Consider the following 15124-nt stretch of genomic DNA (forward strand, 5'->3'; position numbering starts at 1 on the left):
CAGTGATTCAGCGGGCGACGCGGTCCGCCGCCGCGCGCAAGGTGGCGGCGGCCTTGAGCACCATCTCGTGGTACTCGTCCTCGGCGTCGGAGTCGAGCACGATGGCGCCGCCCGCGCCGATCCGCCAGCGGCCGTCGTAGCGCACCGCGGTGCGGATGACGATGTTGAGGTCGGCGGTGCCGCCGAGCCCGAGGAAGCCGATGGTGCCCGAATAGATGCCGCGCGCCTCGGTCTCCAGCTCGTCGATGATCTCCATGGTGCGCAGCTTCGGCGCGCCGGTCATCGAGCCGCCGGGGAAACACGCACGCAGGCAGTCGATCACGCCGACGCCGGGGCGCAGCGTGCCGCGCACCGTGGAAACCAGTTGGTGCATGGTCATATACGACTCGATGGCCATCAGCTTGGGCACGTGCACGCTGCCGATCTCGCACACCCGGCCCAGGTCGTTGCGCAGCAGGTCGACGATCATCAGGTTCTCGGCCCTGGTCTTCGGGCTGTCGGCCAGTTCGCGGGCCAGCCGTTCGTCCTCGGCGGGCGTGCCGCCGCGCGCGGCGGTGCCCTTGATCGGCTTGCTCTCCACCGTGTGGCTGCGGTCGATCTTCAGGAAGCGTTCCGGTGAGGAACAGGCGATTTCGAGGTCGTCGAAGCGCAGGAACGCCGCGTACGGCGCCGGATTGCAGCGGCGCAGCGTGCGATAGAAGTCGAGGCCGCCGTCCTCGACGGCGGGCACGGTGACGCTGTCGGTGAGGCAGATTTCGTAGGACTCGCCCGCGTGCAGCCGTTCCTGGCAGACCGCGATGTCGGCGAGGTAGCGTTCCCGGCCGCGAGTGAGCAGCGGTTCGACCGCGTCGCCGTCCGACGGCACGTCGAGGGTGGGTGGATTCGCCCATGTCGGAAGGGTTTCCAGGGTTTCGCCGGTGTCGCGCAGCCAGTCGGCGCCCGCGCGCAGCGAGTCGGCCGTCGAATCCGTCAGCGACAGCAGGTGCGTGCGGCCGCCGACGTGGTCGACCACCACGATCCGGTCGGCGAAGATCCATTGCGCGTCCGGTGCCGGCGCGCGATGGGCCGCCTGGCCGCCGGTATCGGCCTTCACCTCGTAACCGAGGTACCCGACGTACCCGCCCGCGAAATCGAAAGGCAGATCGGGCAGTTCGAGGTGGCGCAGCCGCAGTTCGGCGGCCAGATAGTCGAGCACGCCACCGGCGATCACGCGCCGATTCCCGTCCGAGGATTCGACGGTCACCTCGCCCGTGCCGACCCGGTAGCGCACCACCTCGGCCAGCGGTCCGCTCGCGTCACCCAGGAACGAGAATCGGTCGAGGCCCGGCTCGACGTGTTCGCTGTCGAGCCAGAAAGCGGTGGGGGAGTTGCCGTACAGCCGGACGAACGCGCTCTCGGTATCGATCGGCCGGTCGAGCACGGCGTGCTGCAGTTGCCAGTGTCGGGGCGGGCCGCCGTAGCGATCGAGGATCTCCGGTCGTGCCGAACCGGCTGCGCCGCTGAGTAGACCGTTGCCCAGCGCGCCGAATTGCTCGACAAGGGCCGGGAATTGCTCGGGGGACAGCGTGGATTGTGTTGTCTCCAAACGAGATTGCGCGCTGTCCGGCGAGGCGATGGTGACCGGCCGGAGCCGCATGGTCACCTGGTCCGGTCGCGCTGATGCCATCGCCCGGCCGGTCGCCCGGTGTCCGGCAGTCAGTTTCGCGAAGTTGCGCAGCAGCGCGGCGCCGTATTCGCTGGCGATCGACTCGGGATGGAACTGCACGCCCCACTGCGGCCGGGTGCGATGCCGCACCCCCATGATCACCCCGTCGGCGGCCGTCGCGGTGACCTCCAGGCTGTCCGGCAGCGGCTGCTCGGCGCACAGCGAGTGATATCGGACTGCGGTGAAGCCCTGGGGCAGGCCGGCGAACAGGTCCTGATCGTCGTGCTCGATCCGGTCGAGGTAGCCGTGCCGCGCGTCCGGGGCGATCGCGACGGTCCCGCCCGCGGCGACCACGATGCCCTGGTGTCCGAGGCATACGCCGAGCAACGGCAGATCCGTCTCGCGAATCACCGCGGCCGAGATGCCGACATCGCGAGCGACGTCCGGGCGGCCCGGTCCGGGCGAGATGACGATGTTGTCGAAGCGGGCCAATTCCAGCTCGCCGACCTCGTCGTTGCGCACGACAGTCGGCTCGATGCCGTTCACCTCGCTGATCAGCTGATACAGGTTATAGGTGAACGAGTCGTAATTGTCGATCAACAACGTGCGCATGGTGCTCGAAACCCTACGCCGCGCCGGTTGGGCCTAACTGTTGTCTAGTGCCCTCAGTTCGGTTCGACGGGTGGTGCACAATGTTGGGCATGTCTGTTGCGCAACCGGTTGGCGTGGATCGTGCAGTCGTCGACTTCGCCCTCGTCGGCAAGTGGATGGATGAGCAGGGCCTGCCCGCAGGCGAATTCGAGGAAGTGACCGCGCTCGGCGGCGGGACGCAGAACGTCATGCTCCGGTTCGGTCGCGGCGGCGCGGACTATGTGCTGCGCCGCGGCCCGAAGCATCTGCGCAGCAAGAGCAACGACGTGATCCGGCGCGAGGCTCGCCTGCTCGGCGCGATCAACGGCACCGATGTGCGCGCGCCGCGGGTGATCGCCGCCTGTCCCGACGACTCGGTGATCGGCGCGGTGTTCTATCTGATGGAGCCGATCGACGGCTTCAATCCGGCCAACGAACTGCCGGAACTGCACGCGGGCGATCCGGCGATCCGCAAGGCGATGGGCCTGTCCGCGGTCGAGGCCATCGCGCGGCTCGGCGCGCTCGACTATCAGGCCCTCGGACTGTCCGACTACGGCAAGCCCGACGGCTTCCTGGAGCGCCAGGTGCCGCGCTGGCTCGGCGAACTCGAGTCGTACTCGGCCAACGAGGGCTACCCCGGCCCGCAGATCCCCGGCGTCGAGCGGACCGGCGAGTGGCTGGACCGCAATCGGCCCGCGCAGTGGACGCCGGGCATCCTGCACGGCGACTGTCATCTCGCGAACATGATGTTCTCCTTCGACGGCCCGGAGGTCGCGGCCATGGTCGACTGGGAGATGTCGACCATCGGCGATCCGCTGCTGGATCTCGGCTGGCAGATCGCGACCAGGCCGGAGCCGGGCAGCACCGGCGCGGCGCTGGTCGGCAAGCTCGGTGCCGCGGGCGGGCTGCCCACGCCGGAGGAGATGGTGGCCCACTACGGCAAGTTCTCCGATCGCGATCTCAGCGTCGTCCCGTGGTACACCGTGCTCGCCTGTTTCAAGCTCGGCATCGTGCTGGAAGGCACGCACGCCCGGGCGTTCGCGGGTAAGGCGCCTAAGCAGGTCGGTGACTTCCTGCACGCCATCACGCTGGAGTTGTTCGAGCGGGCGCAGCAGTTGATGGAGTAATTGTCGGGATGTTGCCGACGGTTGGCTGAATATCTGTGGTTGCCGATATTCGGCCAGGTTAAGTTTGCCGCATGCCGATCGTTCCTGATGTGAAGAACTGGACCTGGGTGCTCGAACGCGCCTGTGCCGATTGTGGTTTCGACCCCGCCGCGGTCCGCTACGAGGATGTGCCGCCACTGGCGCGTGACACTGCGTCGCGATTCGCCGAGGTGCTCGCCCGTCCCGATGCCCGGGTCCGCCCGGACGACTCGACCTGGTCGCCGCTGGAGTACGGCGCGCACGTCCGCGACGTGTGCCGCCTCTTCGATACCCGCCTCGAACTGATGCTGCGCGGCACGACGGATGGCACTGTTCCGCGCTTCGCGAATTGGGATCAGGACGAGACTGCCGTGACGGATCGCTACGGCGAGCAGGATCCGGCTCGGGTCGCCACCGATCTCACTGCCGCCGCCGACTCGGTCGCGCGCACCTTCGAGTCTGTTCCGCTCGATCAGCGCGACCGACAAGGTGAGCGCAGCGACGGCGCGACCTTCACGGTCGACTCCTTCGCGCGCTACTTCATTCACGACCTGGTCCACCACGTGCATGACGTGCGCGGTTGATATTCGAGCCAGGACTAGAACGTGTTCCGGGCCCTCGATCGCCGGTACCGCTGAATTTTCAACTCGGTACTAGAACGCGTTCCACTTTTGCCTTAGTGTGGGTGCAGTCACATATAAGCACGTGCATGCGAGAGGGTCGACAGGAATGAAGACGAAGGGCGCGATCCTGTGGGGGATCGACCAACCATGGTCGGTAGAAGAGATCGAGGTCGGCGATCCGGTCTCCGGTGAGGTGCAGATCCGGCTGGAGACAGCGGGCATGTGCCATTCGGATCATCACATCGTCACCGGCGCGACGCCGATGCCCGCCTTCCCGGTGATGGGCGGGCACGAGGGCGCGGGCGTGATCACCAAGCTTGGGCCGAACTGTCCCACCGATCTGGCGGTGGGTGATCATGTCATCCTGTCGTTCATTCCCGCGTGCGGGCGCTGTCCGTCCTGCGTGAGCGGCAATATGGCGCTGTGCGATCTGGGTGCGGGACTGCTGATGGGACAGGCGATCAGCGACGGCACCTATCGGATCCAGGCGCGCGGCGAGAACGTCATCCCGATGTGCCTGCTCGGCACCTTCGCGCCGTACATGACGGTGCACCACACCTCGGTCGTGAAGATCGACCCGAGCATCCCGTTCGAGGTCGCCTGCCTGGTCGGCTGTGGCGTGCCCACCGGCTTCGGCTCGGCCACCCACGTCGCGCAGGTCGCGCCCGGTGAGACCGTGGTGATCGCGGGCATCGGCGGCGTCGGCATGAGCGCGCTGCAGGGCGCGGTGCTCTCCGGTGCGTCGAAAGTCGTTGCCATCGACCCGAATCCGTGGAAGCGCGAGCAGGCGCAGAAGTTCGGCGCCACGCACACCTACGAGAGCATGGCCGCCGCGATCATGCCGCTGCTGGAAGCCACCGAGGGACGGATGGCCGAGAAGGTCATTCTCACCATGGGCGAGATGCACGGTGACTACGTCGAAGAGGGCCTGATCCTCACCGCGAAGGCGGGCACGCTGGTCGTCACCTCGATGGGCCGGATGGACGCGGGCGACGTCAAGATGAACAGCTTCCTGCTGTCCATGCTGCAGAAGACCGTGAAGGGCACCATCTTCGGCGGCGGCAACGCCCGCCAGGACGCGCCGAACCTGCTCCGGCTGTACAAGGCGGGCCAGCTCAACCTCGACGACATGGTGACCCGCAGCTACGCCCTGGAGGAGATCAACCAGGGCTACCAGGACATGCTGGACGGCAAAAATATCCGCGGCATCATCAAGTACACCGAAGCCGACTGGTGAATAAGCGTGTTCGTGACCCGGCCGAGCTGGGTCACGAGCGCTGTTTTTATGTCTTGGCCACCAGGCGGGTGGCCAAGGTTGTCGCGACCTGGGCGATCAGGTCGTAGGGGATGGGTTTGGTCAGCGGGAACTTCAGCGTTCCCTTGCCTGCCCGGTACGGTTCGACGGCGCGGTTGAAGGCCTTGTCGCCGTCCGGGATCGGGTAGAGGCTGATGTGCTTCTTCCAACCGGCGAAGTGGACGGTGTTGTGGCCGTTCACCGCGAAGGTCGGAATGTCGTAGCTGATCGCCTCCGTCGCGTCCGGCAGGGCGCGCTGGATGGTGTGCCGGATTTCCTCGAGGATGCCGCGCACGTCTTCGGGAAACGCGGCGATGTAGGTGTCGATGGTTGCGGGCTGCTCTGCCACGAGGTCCCTCGATTCCGTGTTCTGGTATCGATCGAAGCGCTGAAAATGGTGGAGCCATCGTCAGTGTAAGCAGGACCGGGCCCGCTGCTGAAGCTTCTTGCTGTACCAGCACTCCGCATACATCTCGTTGTTGTGCGGCGTCGACTCCTCGTACCCGAGCCGGGCATACAGCGCCCTGGCCTCGACAAGATCGAGCCGGGTATCGAGCACGATCTTGTCCGCGCCAAGGATGCGCGCCTGCTGCTCGGCGGCCGCGACGAGAAGTGCCGCACCACCCTTTCCACGCATGTCCGCAAGGACGAATACCCGGCCCAACTCCGCAGTCGCGTCATCGAGCAGATGGACCCCGGCCGTACCGACAGGTTCACCCGCATACCTGGCAACCAGCAATACCCCGCGCGGCGGCGCGAATTCGGCCCCCGTCGCCGCCGCGATCGCACGCTCGAGTTCCGCCCGATCAGTCGCCCGCCCTTCACGCAGCAGATACCAACGGTCGCTGACTTCGGTGTAATAGGCGCGCCACAGCATCGCGGCACCGGGGGAGTCGAAGTCTTCTGGGGCCACCGTCCACAAGTCAGGAACAGACACCGCGTCAGGCTAGCGGCGACAACGCTTCCGCCGCGCACCGATTGTGTCCGGGCGCACGAAATTGCAGACGAATTCGTGCGCGGCAGGCAAACACGTGCGCGGCGGTCACCGCGTGCAGCGGAGTACGGCCTCGCGGAGGTTGCGGCTGCGGACGTCGTCGAGGACGGCGAGGCCGAGTCGGTTCATCGAGTAGCCGAAGCCGAGACCCGTTGCGGGGTCGGCGAATCCGAAGGAACCGCCGAGGCCGGTGGTGCCGTAGGCGCGCTTGTCGGAGCCGAAGCGGAACTCGCCGCCGGACTTGCGGAAGCCGAGGTGGTAGCGAGTCTTGATGTGCAGCACCAGGTCTCCGGCGGGGACGTCGTCGGCGGTGTCCGCGGCGGCCAGGTGGCCGAGCACGGTGTCGTCGATCGGGAGCGCGCCGGTGCGGCCTGCCGCGGCGCCGTAGACGCGGGCCAGCGATCGGGCATTGCCGACGCCGTTGGAGCCGGGCAGTTCCACCTCGAGGAATTCGCGTCGCGTCGCGCGCGCGGGACTGCCCGTGCGCGGATTGCTCAGTGCGGCGTAAGCGAACCCGCGCTTGGCGACGAACTCGGCGCCGATCCGCAGCGGGACGTCACGTTCGTAGCGCAGGACATCCATGCCGCGGGTGGCGGTCATGGTGGCGATGCGCTCCAGTCCCTGATCGGCGGGCAGGCCGATGAAGAAATCCAGGCCGAGCGGTTTCGCGAAGTCCTCGGCGAAGATTCGCCCGAGTGTCCGGTGCTGCGGGTCGACCCGGCGCAGCAGTTCGCCTTGGTAGAGGCCGAGGGTGATCGCGTGATAACCGTGCCGGGTGCCCGGCTGCCACGCGGGCTGCTGCGCGGCGAGGATCGGTGCGAGCCCGTCCAGGTCCGCGATCTGACTCAGCCGCACCACCGAATCCAGGCCCGATAGCCCGGCCTGATGATCGATCAGCTGCCGCACGGTGACCTTGTCCTTGCCCTGCGCGCCGAACTCCGGCCAGTACTTCGCCACCGGCTGCTCGTAGTCGAGCAGCCCCTTCGACACCGCCGCCGCTAGCGTGAACGCGGCCATGCCCTTCGTCGAGGAGAACACCGGAACGATCGTGTCGCGTTCCCAAGGCAGGGTCCGATGCCGATCACGATGACCCGCCCACAGATCCACCACCGGCCGGTCGCCCGCGTACACCGCGACCGCGGCACCGATCTCACCGTGCTGGGCGAAGTTGCGCCGGAAAGCGTCGGCGACGGGCTCGAACCCGGACTCGACCTCGCCGTGGATCGTTAGCCTTTTCACCGTCGCAGCGTAGCGCGAGCGTCCCGTCGTGCATGGTGGCGAGGAAGCCCGCGCTCGGTCACATGGGTGCGTCGTTGGTACGGGTGTTGTAGGTACCCAAGCCGATCACCGCCGCGATCAGGACGGCGATACTGCTCGCCAGCAATGCGCGGCCGAATCCGGAGGCCAGCGCTTCGGGCGGAGCCGTCCCGGCGTGCAGCAGCTGGGTCGTGTGTGACGTCGCGAGGGTGGTCAATACCGCGAGGCCGAGCGCGCCACCGAGTTGCTGGGAGCTGTTCAGCAACGACGCCGCGAGCCCGGCCTGGTCCGGTGATACGCCGGCGTTGGCCGCGTTGGTGACCGACACCAAGACCGTGCCCAGGCCCACCGCGACCACCATCATGCCGGGCAGCAGGTCGGTCAGGAACTCACCATCGACCGGCAACCGCGACAGCAGGAACACACCGGCAGCGGCGAGTACGCAGCCACCCACGATCAACGGCCGGGTCCCGATCAGCGGAATCAGTTTGGTCGACCCACCGGCGCCGATCCCGACGCCGAAGGTCAGCGGTAGATAGACCAGGCCGGTCTTCAGCGCGGAATATCCGAGCACGTTCTGCATGTAGAGGGTGAGGAAGAAGAACATCGACAGGAATCCGGCGATCGCGATCAACTGGGTGGCATCGGCGGCAGCGAGACCGCGGACCCGGAAAATCGACAACGGCATCAACGGATTCGGGTGCCGGTACTCGTTCACCACGAACAGAACCAGCAGCAGCGCCGCACCGGCAAGGCGGCCGATCGTGCTCAGCGAGTCCCAGCCCGCGTGGGGTGCCTCGACCACCGCATAGACCAGCAGCAGCACGCCACCCGTGCCCAGGACGGCACCGGCGGTGTCGAAGTCCCGGCTCGGTGCGCGGTGTCGATCATCGGGCAGCAGCCGATATATCGAAGCGAACAGCACCACACAGATGATCGGGTTGATCAGCAGCACCGCCCGCCAACCGAAGTACTCGGTCAGCACCCCACCGAGCAGGACACCCGCGGTCGAGGCCAGCCCGATCATCGCACCCCAAGCCCCCAACGCTCGATGCCGATCCGAACCTTCCTCGAAGGTGGTCGTCACCAGCGACAACGCGGCAGGCATCATCAACGCCGCGCCCGCGCCCTGCACCAGACGGGCACCGACGAGCAACGGTGCGGTGGTGGCGAACCCGCCGACCAGGGATGCCAGGGCGAAGACGACCACGCCGGCGACGAGGACTCGCCGGCGCCCGATCAGGTCCGCCGCGCGACCGCCGAGCAGCATGAACCCGCCGTAGGTCAGCAGATAGCCGGTCGCGACCCACTGCAAGCCCTGCTCGGAGAAGTCGAGCTGATGCTGGATCGACGGTAGTGCCACATTGACGATCACCGAGTCCATGAAGTCGAGAAAGCCGACCGAGCAAAGCAATACGAGGATCAGCTTGCCGCGCCAGGTCGAGAGGACGGATGGATTTTCCATCGCGCGAGTCATCACGAGGTGCCCCCTTCGGTGAACGTGCTCACCGGTACCAGCCCCGCCGGCGACACGAGATTGTCGTCGTCGAACGCCGCGAACTCGTCGTCGAACGCGCACCCGACTAAGATTTGCTTGAATATTTCATATGCACTGGAGAATTTCAAGTGAGGAGCTGCGATGCGTAGCTACGGCCAGTACTGCGGGCTAGCCCGCTCCCTAGAAGTCGTCGGCGATCGGTGGAACCTGCTCATCGTCCGCCAGCTCCTCATCGCCCCCGCCCGCTATCGGGACCTGACCGACGGCCTCCCCGGCATCGCGACCAACCTGCTCGCCGACCGGCTCCGCGACCTCGAGGCCGCGGGTGTGGTCGAACGGCGACTATCCGGCGCGGGCAGCGTAGTCGAATATGCCCTCACGCCTTGGGGTTCCGAGTTGCGCCAGCCGATCGAGAGTCTGATCCGCTGGTCCGTCCCGCTGATGCTGCGTGGCCCCGAGGGTGACGCATTCCGTCCCGGGTGGCTTGCCCTCGCCGTCCCCGCGCTGCTCGACACCCGGGTCAAGGTCCGCACCTCGGCGACGGTCGGGCTCGAGATCGGCGACCCGCCTTTCCAACTCCGCGCCACGCGCTCCGGCTTCGAGGTCGGCCCGCAGGACGGCCGCGAACTCGACGCCACCGTCCGCGCCGACCCCGCCTACATCCTCGGCCTCGCCGCGGGCGCCCTCACCCTCAGCGACGCGCGCGCCCTCGGACTGATCGAGGTTGACGGCGACGAGTCCGTCGTTCGCACCGTCTTCGCCGCCTGACCGGGCCGCTCCGTTCGGTGCGCGGTGGCTGGCGACGGCGGTCTTCTCGTACGCTCGCTGAGTGGGTTCACTCGAGCAGATCAGGGATTGGCCGGTCCGGCACGCGGCGGGCGCGATCGTCACCCGCGACGGGGAGACGGAGCATGCGGGCGAAATAGACCGGGTGTTTTCGCTCGCGTCGGTGACCAAACCGCTGGTGGCGTATGCGGTGCTCGTCGCGGTGGAGGAGGGGGCGATCGAACTCGATCAGCCTGCGGGGCCGACCGGTTCGACCGTGCGGCATCTGCTCGCGCACACCTCGGGTCTCGCCTTCGACACCGACGACATCCAGGCCGCGCCCGGCACCCGCCGTATTTACTCGAGCATCGGATTCGAGGTGCTCGCGCGATTCGTCACCGAGCAGACCGGGATCGCGTTCGCGGAATACCTGCACGACGCGGTGTTCGAGCCACTCGGCATGAAAGATTCGGTGCTGGCCGGGCCCGCCGGGCACGCGGGGCGATCGACCGCCGCCGATCTGGCGCGTTTCGCGGCGGAATTGCTGAACCCGCAGCTGCTCTCCGCGCAGATGCACGCCGCGGCGACCTCCGTCCAATTCCCCGGGCTCAATGGCGTGCTGCCCGGTTACGGTTCGCAGCGCCCCAATGACTGGGGTCTGGGTTTCGAGATTCGGGACGGGAAGACTCCACATTGGACGGGGAGCACCAATTCGGGGGAAACCTATGGTCATTTCGGGCAGTCCGGGACTTTTCTGTGGGTTGACCCCGCGTCGTCGTTGGCGTGTCTCGTATTGACCGACCAGAATTTCGGCGACTGGGCGAGAGCAGCCTGGCCGCCCCTCAGTGATGCCGTTATTGCGGAGGCGACACTCCCACGCAACACGGCGGTGAAGTAACACACGTAACATCGGGCACTCCAGTACACTCAGGCAACACCAGCAGACGGGCTCGTTGGGGAAGACGTCCCCCGTCGACGCTGGAGGTGTTAGTAGTGCGCGCATCGAGTCAGTTCGCGGACGTGACGGCGGGTGTGGTGTACATCCACTCGTCGCCCGCTGCGGTGTGCCCGCACGTCGAATGGGCGCTCGCCGCCGCGCTCGGCTCGCCCGCAAAGCTGCGCTGGACCGCCCAACCCGCCGACGGCCAACTCCGCGCGACCAGCGAATGGCTCGGCCCGGTAGGCACCGCCGCCCGCATCGCCCAATCCCTGCGCTCCTGGCCCGTCCTGCGTTTCGAGGTCACCGAAGACCCCAGCGAAGGAGTCGACGGCGAACGCTATTGTTTCGTCCCCGGCCTCGGCCTCTGGCACGGTTCCACCAGCGCCAACGGCGACGTCACCCTCGGCGAAATGCGCTTACGCGCAATGCTCCAAGCCGCCGGCGAACTCGGCAAATACAACACCTACGACCTGGCCACCGAATTAGACCGCGCCCTCGGCACCCCCTGGGACGAAGATTTAGAGATCTACCGTTACGGAACCGAATCCGGTGCCGAGGTCACCTGGTTGAGGCGGGACGTGGGTTAGTCGCACAACACTCTGGTTCGCCGAGGTTTGCTGCACTGCAATACTTTCCGCCCTGCTACCGGGCGACCTCGCGCTATTCGAGCGCGTTCGGTCACGCGTTGCGGTCCCTACTTCAGGGGGTAAGCGCCGCAATCTCTTTCGCCGACAATTCACCGATCGGGGAGTGATCGTGGCAGGCCGAACCAGGGGAGGACGGTGTTGTCGAAGCGGGTCATGGCGGAGATTTGGGTGTCGGTGAGGGTGAGGACGTAGAGGCCGGTTCCGTGGCGGATGCCGGTGGGGGTGCGTAGGTAAGCGCCGAATGCTGGTTGGCCGTTGGCGCGGGTCGGTACAAGGTCGAATCTTCTGCCCGCGCCGAACAGGTTGGCGCAGAACCGGATTACGGCTTCTCGACCCTCGTACTCGAAGGGGATCGGTGGCATCGACATGAAGACGTCGTCGGTCAGCAGGGCCACTACCGCGTCGAGGTCGGCGGACTCCCACGCGCGGACGAACTTCGCCACGATCGCGTTCTCGGTGGGTGAGCCGGGGCTGGGTGGCTCGCCGGACGATTGTTTGCGCTGCAAGGTGGCCCGCGCTCGTTTGAGGGCGCTGTTGACCGAATCGAGCGACGCGTCCAGCATTTCTGCCACCTCGTTCGCGTGGAATCCGAGAACGTCACGGAGGACGAGGACGGCGAGCTGACGTGGTGGCAGCGTCTGGAGGGCGGTCACGAAGGCCAGCGAGATCGATTCGGTCAGTTCGTATTCGGCCTCCGGGCCGAGGTTGACCTGCTCTAGCAAGACGTCGGGAAATGGCTGGAGCCATACGATTTCGCCGAGCCGCGTCGGCTCCGGCGGTTCGACGTTGGGCACGTCCCACTCCTTCGCCTGGCGTCGGCTGGTCGAGCGACGGGCGTTGAGGCATCGGTTGGTGGCGATCCGGTAGAGCCAGGTGCGCAGCGAGGAACGTCCCTCGAATCCCGGCAGTCCCTGCCACGCGGTCAGCAGCGTGTCCTGGAGCGCGTCCTCGGCATCCTGGAAGGATCCGAGCATCCGATAGCAGTGCACCTGCAGCTCGCTGCGGTATGGCTCGGTCAGTTCGCGGAACGCCTCGCCGTCCCCGGTCCGGGCGCGCGATATCAGGTCGCCGATCATCGCCTTCCTCTCTGTCGACTACCTGGTATAGACACCGGCCGAGGACCGAACTGGGCGGCGCCCACTTTCCCGTTGCCACGGTGTCTACCTCAGTCAACACCGATAAAGGAGCACCGAAATGGGAAAGATCATCGTGACCGAGAACATCTCACTCGACGGAGTCGTCCACGACCCGACCGGCGACGAGGGTTTCGAGTACGGCGGCTGGGCGAACCAGATCAGCGACAAGGATCGCCGAGAGTGGGCCGAGATTCTGTTCGCCGAAGCGCTGAGCGCCGAAGCTCTACTGCTCGGCCGACGCAGTGACGAGTGGTTCGCCGCCAGATGGACGACCCGCACCGGCGATTGGGCGGACAGATTGAACAGCCTCCCCAAATACATCGTCTCCACCACCCTGACGACACCCAACTGGACCAACGCGACAATCCTGAAAGGCGAAGTAGCAGAAAATATCTCGAAGCTGAAACAAAACCTGTCCGGCGAAATCGTCGTCTACGCCAGCCAACAGCTCGTACGCACGCTGCTCAACCACGACCTGGTCGACGAACTGCGCCTGATCGTCTACCCGATCATCATCGGCACCGGCGACCGCCTCTTCGCCGAAATCGAAGGCCAAAAACACCTGCACCGCACCAACACCCGACCCCTCGGCGACAACCTAACCCTGCTCACCTACGAGACCGTCAGAACCGGATAGCTCGAAGCCGGCGTTGGGTCAGCGGTCGCTGCCCACGGCAAGGAAGCCCCTCCCGCGCACAAGTTATGCGGCCGCGCACAAAATTGCTAGCAATACCGTGCGCGGCCGCACAATTCGTGCGCGGCGACCACCGCCTGGGCGGAGAGATGAGCAGTGGGGTCAGTTGAGGTCGGTGGAGAGGGCTTGGCTTACTTCGGTTAGTAGGGGGATGGCTTGGGCTACTAGGTGTTCGGTCATTCGGGTGGCGGGGCCGGAGATGGAGATGGCCAGGTGGGCGGGGGCTTGGGGGACGGCTACGGCTACGCAGCGGACGCCTAGTTCTTGTTCGCCGTCGTCTATGGCGTAGCCGTTGGTGGCGGCGGTGGCGAGTTGGCGGGTGAATTCTTCGGGGTCGGTGATGGTGTGTTCGGTGTAGCGGGGCATTCCGTTGCGCTGCAGTAGGTCTCGGGCGCGTTCGGGGGGCATGCCGGCGAGTAGGGCTTTGCCTACGGCGGTGCAGTGGGGGAGGACGCGGCGGCCGACTTCGGTGAACATGCGCATCGAGTGGCGGGACGGGACCTGGGCGACGTAGACGATCTGGTCGCCGTCGAGCATCGCCATGTTGGCGGATTCGCCGAGTTCGTCGACGAGGCGGGCCAGGTGCGGGCGGGCGCGCAGGCTGAGCATGTGCGCGGAGGATTCGCCGAGTTTGATCAGCTTCGGGCCGAGGACGTATTGGCGGGAGGGTTCCTGGCGCAGGTAGCCGAGGTCGACGAGGGTGCGCACCAGCCGGTGGATGGTGGGTAGCGGCAGGCCGGAGGCGGTGGCGAGCTGCGAGAGGCCCATCATGCCGCCCTCGTCGGCCATGGTCTCGAGCAGGCCGAACGCGCGCTCGATCGACTGGACGCCGCCGGTGCGTCCCTTGGCTTCGCTCGTTGCGGTCACTGGCTACCTCCATGTTTCCGGATGGTGGAAGCCTACCGGCGGCGGCTCGGCCGTTAGGCGATGGCCAGCACCCTCGACATTCCTTGACCACATCAAAGCCTGCTCCTAAGCTATTCCGTATATCAGAATAATATTTCCGCATTGTGGAATTTGATCTGGAGGGATCCATGAGTCATTCGCTTCGATACGAGGTCAACTGCTCGATCCTGTTCACCGAACTGCCGCTGCTCGAACGGCCGGAAGCGGTGCGGCGGGCCGGATTCGACGCGGTCGAGTTCTGGTGGCCGTTCGACCGCACGGTTCCCGGTGACAGGGAGGTCGATGTCTTCGTCGCCGCGATCGAGAACGCCGGAGTGTCGTTGGCGGGCTTGAACTTCGCCGCGGGTGACATGCCGAACGGCGACCGTGGCCTGCTGTCCTGGCCCGCCAGGTCCGCGGAGTTCCGCGACAACATCGACGTCACCATCGGTATCGGCGAGCGGCTCGGCTGCCGTGCGTTCAACGCGCTCTACGGCAATCGGATCGATGGGGCATCTGCGGAGGAGCAGGACGAGCTGGCGACCGAAAACCTCGCTCTCGCCGCGGTAGCCGCCGCACGCATCGGCGGCACCGTGCTGGTCGAGCCCGTGAGTGGCGCGGATCGCTACCCGCTGCGAACCGCCGCCGACGCACTCGCGGCGATCGATCGGGTGCAAACATCTACGGGGGCGGCGAATCTCGGGTTGCTCGCGGACTTGTACCACCTGGCGGTCAACGGTGACGATGTCGACAAGGTCATCGCGGAGCACACCGCCCGGATCGCCCACGTGCAGATCGCCGACAGCCCGGGCCGGAATCAGCCAGGCACGGGCGAACTTCCCTTGCAGCGGCAACTCGAAGAACTCGAGACCCGCGGCTACCGCGGCTGGGTCGGACTCGAATACAAGCCGTCCGCAGGCTCCGCCGACAGTTTCGAGTGGCTGCCGCGCGAGCGCCGCGCCACCGCGTAA

General features: G+C 66.5%; 15 protein-coding genes. 8 read left to right on the top strand and 7 right to left on the bottom strand.

Annotated features, from left to right (window positions below):
* Positions 1–7 precede the first annotated feature (7 nt).
* Entirely contained in the window at positions 8–2257 is a 2250-nt protein-coding gene (pabB, locus tag ACFWF1_RS15965; protein ID WP_379282712.1) for an aminodeoxychorismate synthase component I, read from the bottom strand.
* An 80-nt stretch (positions 2258–2337) separates the two neighbouring features.
* Between pabB and ACFWF1_RS15970 the strand changes: the two genes are divergently transcribed.
* From ACFWF1_RS15970 to ACFWF1_RS15980, 3 genes are all read left to right on the top strand, one after another.
* Complete coding sequence (locus ACFWF1_RS15970) at positions 2338–3402, top strand: phosphotransferase family protein (protein ID WP_379282713.1); 1065 nt, start codon at positions 2338–2340, stop codon at positions 3400–3402.
* Between the two features lie 71 nt (positions 3403–3473).
* Positions 3474–4004 (top strand): DinB family protein, encoded by a 531-nt coding sequence (locus ACFWF1_RS15975; protein ID WP_379282714.1) that lies wholly within the window; start codon positions 3474–3476, stop codon positions 4002–4004.
* Positions 4005–4149: 145 nt separating this feature from the next.
* The gene (locus ACFWF1_RS15980) at positions 4150–5280 is read left to right on the top strand and encodes an NDMA-dependent alcohol dehydrogenase (RefSeq protein ID WP_379282715.1); all 1131 of its coding nucleotides are present in this window, start codon (positions 4150–4152) and stop codon (positions 5278–5280) included.
* 46 nt (positions 5281–5326) lie between these two features.
* On the opposite strand, the gene ACFWF1_RS15985 is transcribed toward ACFWF1_RS15980, so the two are convergent.
* The 4 genes from ACFWF1_RS15985 to ACFWF1_RS16000 all read right to left on the bottom strand — a co-directional run bounded on the left by ACFWF1_RS15985 (position 5327) and on the right by ACFWF1_RS16000 (position 9053).
* Entirely contained in the window at positions 5327–5686 is a 360-nt protein-coding gene (locus tag ACFWF1_RS15985; protein WP_379282716.1) for an iron chaperone, read from the bottom strand.
* A 60-nt stretch (positions 5687–5746) separates the two neighbouring features.
* Positions 5747–6274, bottom strand: a complete 528-nt coding sequence (locus ACFWF1_RS15990) for a GNAT family N-acetyltransferase (RefSeq protein WP_379282717.1) — start codon at positions 6272–6274, stop codon at positions 5747–5749.
* A 105-nt stretch (positions 6275–6379) separates the two neighbouring features.
* The gene (locus ACFWF1_RS15995; protein WP_379282718.1) at positions 6380–7570 is read right to left on the bottom strand and encodes a serine hydrolase domain-containing protein; all 1191 of its coding nucleotides are present in this window, start codon (positions 7568–7570) and stop codon (positions 6380–6382) included.
* A 58-nt stretch (positions 7571–7628) separates the two neighbouring features.
* Positions 7629–9053, bottom strand: a complete 1425-nt coding sequence (locus tag ACFWF1_RS16000) for an MFS transporter (protein ID WP_379282719.1) — start codon at positions 9051–9053, stop codon at positions 7629–7631.
* A gap of 174 nt (positions 9054–9227) precedes the next feature.
* On the opposite strand from ACFWF1_RS16000, the gene ACFWF1_RS16005 reads away from it, so the two are divergent.
* The 3 genes from ACFWF1_RS16005 (at position 9228) to ACFWF1_RS16015 (ending at position 11378) form a co-directional block, all read left to right on the top strand.
* Positions 9228–9854 carry a winged helix-turn-helix transcriptional regulator gene (locus ACFWF1_RS16005; RefSeq protein ID WP_379282721.1) on the top strand — a complete coding sequence of 209 codons (627 nt, stop codon included), beginning with the start codon at positions 9228–9230 and terminating at the stop codon, positions 9852–9854.
* Between the two features lie 61 nt (positions 9855–9915).
* The gene (locus tag ACFWF1_RS16010; RefSeq protein WP_379282722.1) at positions 9916–10749 is read left to right on the top strand and encodes a serine hydrolase domain-containing protein; all 834 of its coding nucleotides are present in this window, start codon (positions 9916–9918) and stop codon (positions 10747–10749) included.
* Positions 10750–10844: 95 nt separating this feature from the next.
* Positions 10845–11378 carry a DUF3145 domain-containing protein gene (locus tag ACFWF1_RS16015; protein WP_379282723.1) on the top strand — a complete coding sequence of 178 codons (534 nt, stop codon included), beginning with the start codon at positions 10845–10847 and terminating at the stop codon, positions 11376–11378.
* Positions 11379–11527: 149 nt separating this feature from the next.
* On the opposite strand, the gene ACFWF1_RS16020 is transcribed toward ACFWF1_RS16015, so the two are convergent.
* On the bottom strand, positions 11528–12514 hold the full coding sequence (locus ACFWF1_RS16020) for a sigma-70 family RNA polymerase sigma factor (RefSeq protein ID WP_379282724.1): 987 nt from the start codon (positions 12512–12514) through the stop codon (positions 11528–11530).
* Positions 12515–12632: 118 nt separating this feature from the next.
* Here ACFWF1_RS16020 and ACFWF1_RS16025 point away from each other — a divergent pair, with 118 nt between their 5' ends.
* Positions 12633–13211 carry a dihydrofolate reductase family protein gene (locus ACFWF1_RS16025; RefSeq protein ID WP_379282726.1) on the top strand — a complete coding sequence of 193 codons (579 nt, stop codon included), beginning with the start codon at positions 12633–12635 and terminating at the stop codon, positions 13209–13211.
* Between the two features lie 159 nt (positions 13212–13370).
* Here ACFWF1_RS16025 and ACFWF1_RS16030 read toward each other — a convergent pair whose 3' ends face one another.
* The gene (locus tag ACFWF1_RS16030; protein ID WP_379282727.1) at positions 13371–14135 is read right to left on the bottom strand and encodes an IclR family transcriptional regulator; all 765 of its coding nucleotides are present in this window, start codon (positions 14133–14135) and stop codon (positions 13371–13373) included.
* A 167-nt stretch (positions 14136–14302) separates the two neighbouring features.
* Between ACFWF1_RS16030 and ACFWF1_RS16035 the strand changes: the two genes are divergently transcribed.
* The gene (locus tag ACFWF1_RS16035) at positions 14303–15124 is read left to right on the top strand and encodes a hydroxypyruvate isomerase family protein (protein ID WP_379282728.1); all 822 of its coding nucleotides are present in this window, start codon (positions 14303–14305) and stop codon (positions 15122–15124) included.

This window comes from Nocardia sp. NPDC060255, from assembly GCF_042727395.1.
GTDB lineage: Bacteria > Actinomycetota > Actinomycetes > Mycobacteriales > Mycobacteriaceae > Nocardia.

What these genes read in the sequence shown, in the direction of transcription:
- pabB (WP_379282712.1), bottom strand. Translation starts at nt 2,257, where the DNA reads ATGCGCACGTTGTTGATCGACAATTACGACTCGTTCACCTATAACCTG.
- ACFWF1_RS15970 (WP_379282713.1), top strand. Translation starts at nt 2,338, where the DNA reads ATGTTGGGCATGTCTGTTGCGCAACCGGTTGGCGTGGATCGTGCAGTC.
- ACFWF1_RS15975 (WP_379282714.1), top strand. Translation starts at nt 3,474, where the DNA reads ATGCCGATCGTTCCTGATGTGAAGAACTGGACCTGGGTGCTCGAACGC.
- ACFWF1_RS15980 (WP_379282715.1), top strand. Translation starts at nt 4,150, where the DNA reads ATGAAGACGAAGGGCGCGATCCTGTGGGGGATCGACCAACCATGGTCG.
- ACFWF1_RS16000 (WP_379282719.1), bottom strand. Translation starts at nt 9,053, where the DNA reads ATGGAAAATCCATCCGTCCTCTCGACCTGGCGCGGCAAGCTGATCCTC.
- ACFWF1_RS16005 (WP_379282721.1), top strand. Translation starts at nt 9,228, where the DNA reads ATGCGTAGCTACGGCCAGTACTGCGGGCTAGCCCGCTCCCTAGAAGTC.
- ACFWF1_RS16020 (WP_379282724.1), bottom strand. Translation starts at nt 12,514, where the DNA reads ATGATCGGCGACCTGATATCGCGCGCCCGGACCGGGGACGGCGAGGCG.
- ACFWF1_RS16025 (WP_379282726.1), top strand. Translation starts at nt 12,633, where the DNA reads ATGGGAAAGATCATCGTGACCGAGAACATCTCACTCGACGGAGTCGTC.
- ACFWF1_RS16035 (WP_379282728.1), top strand. Translation starts at nt 14,303, where the DNA reads ATGAGTCATTCGCTTCGATACGAGGTCAACTGCTCGATCCTGTTCACC.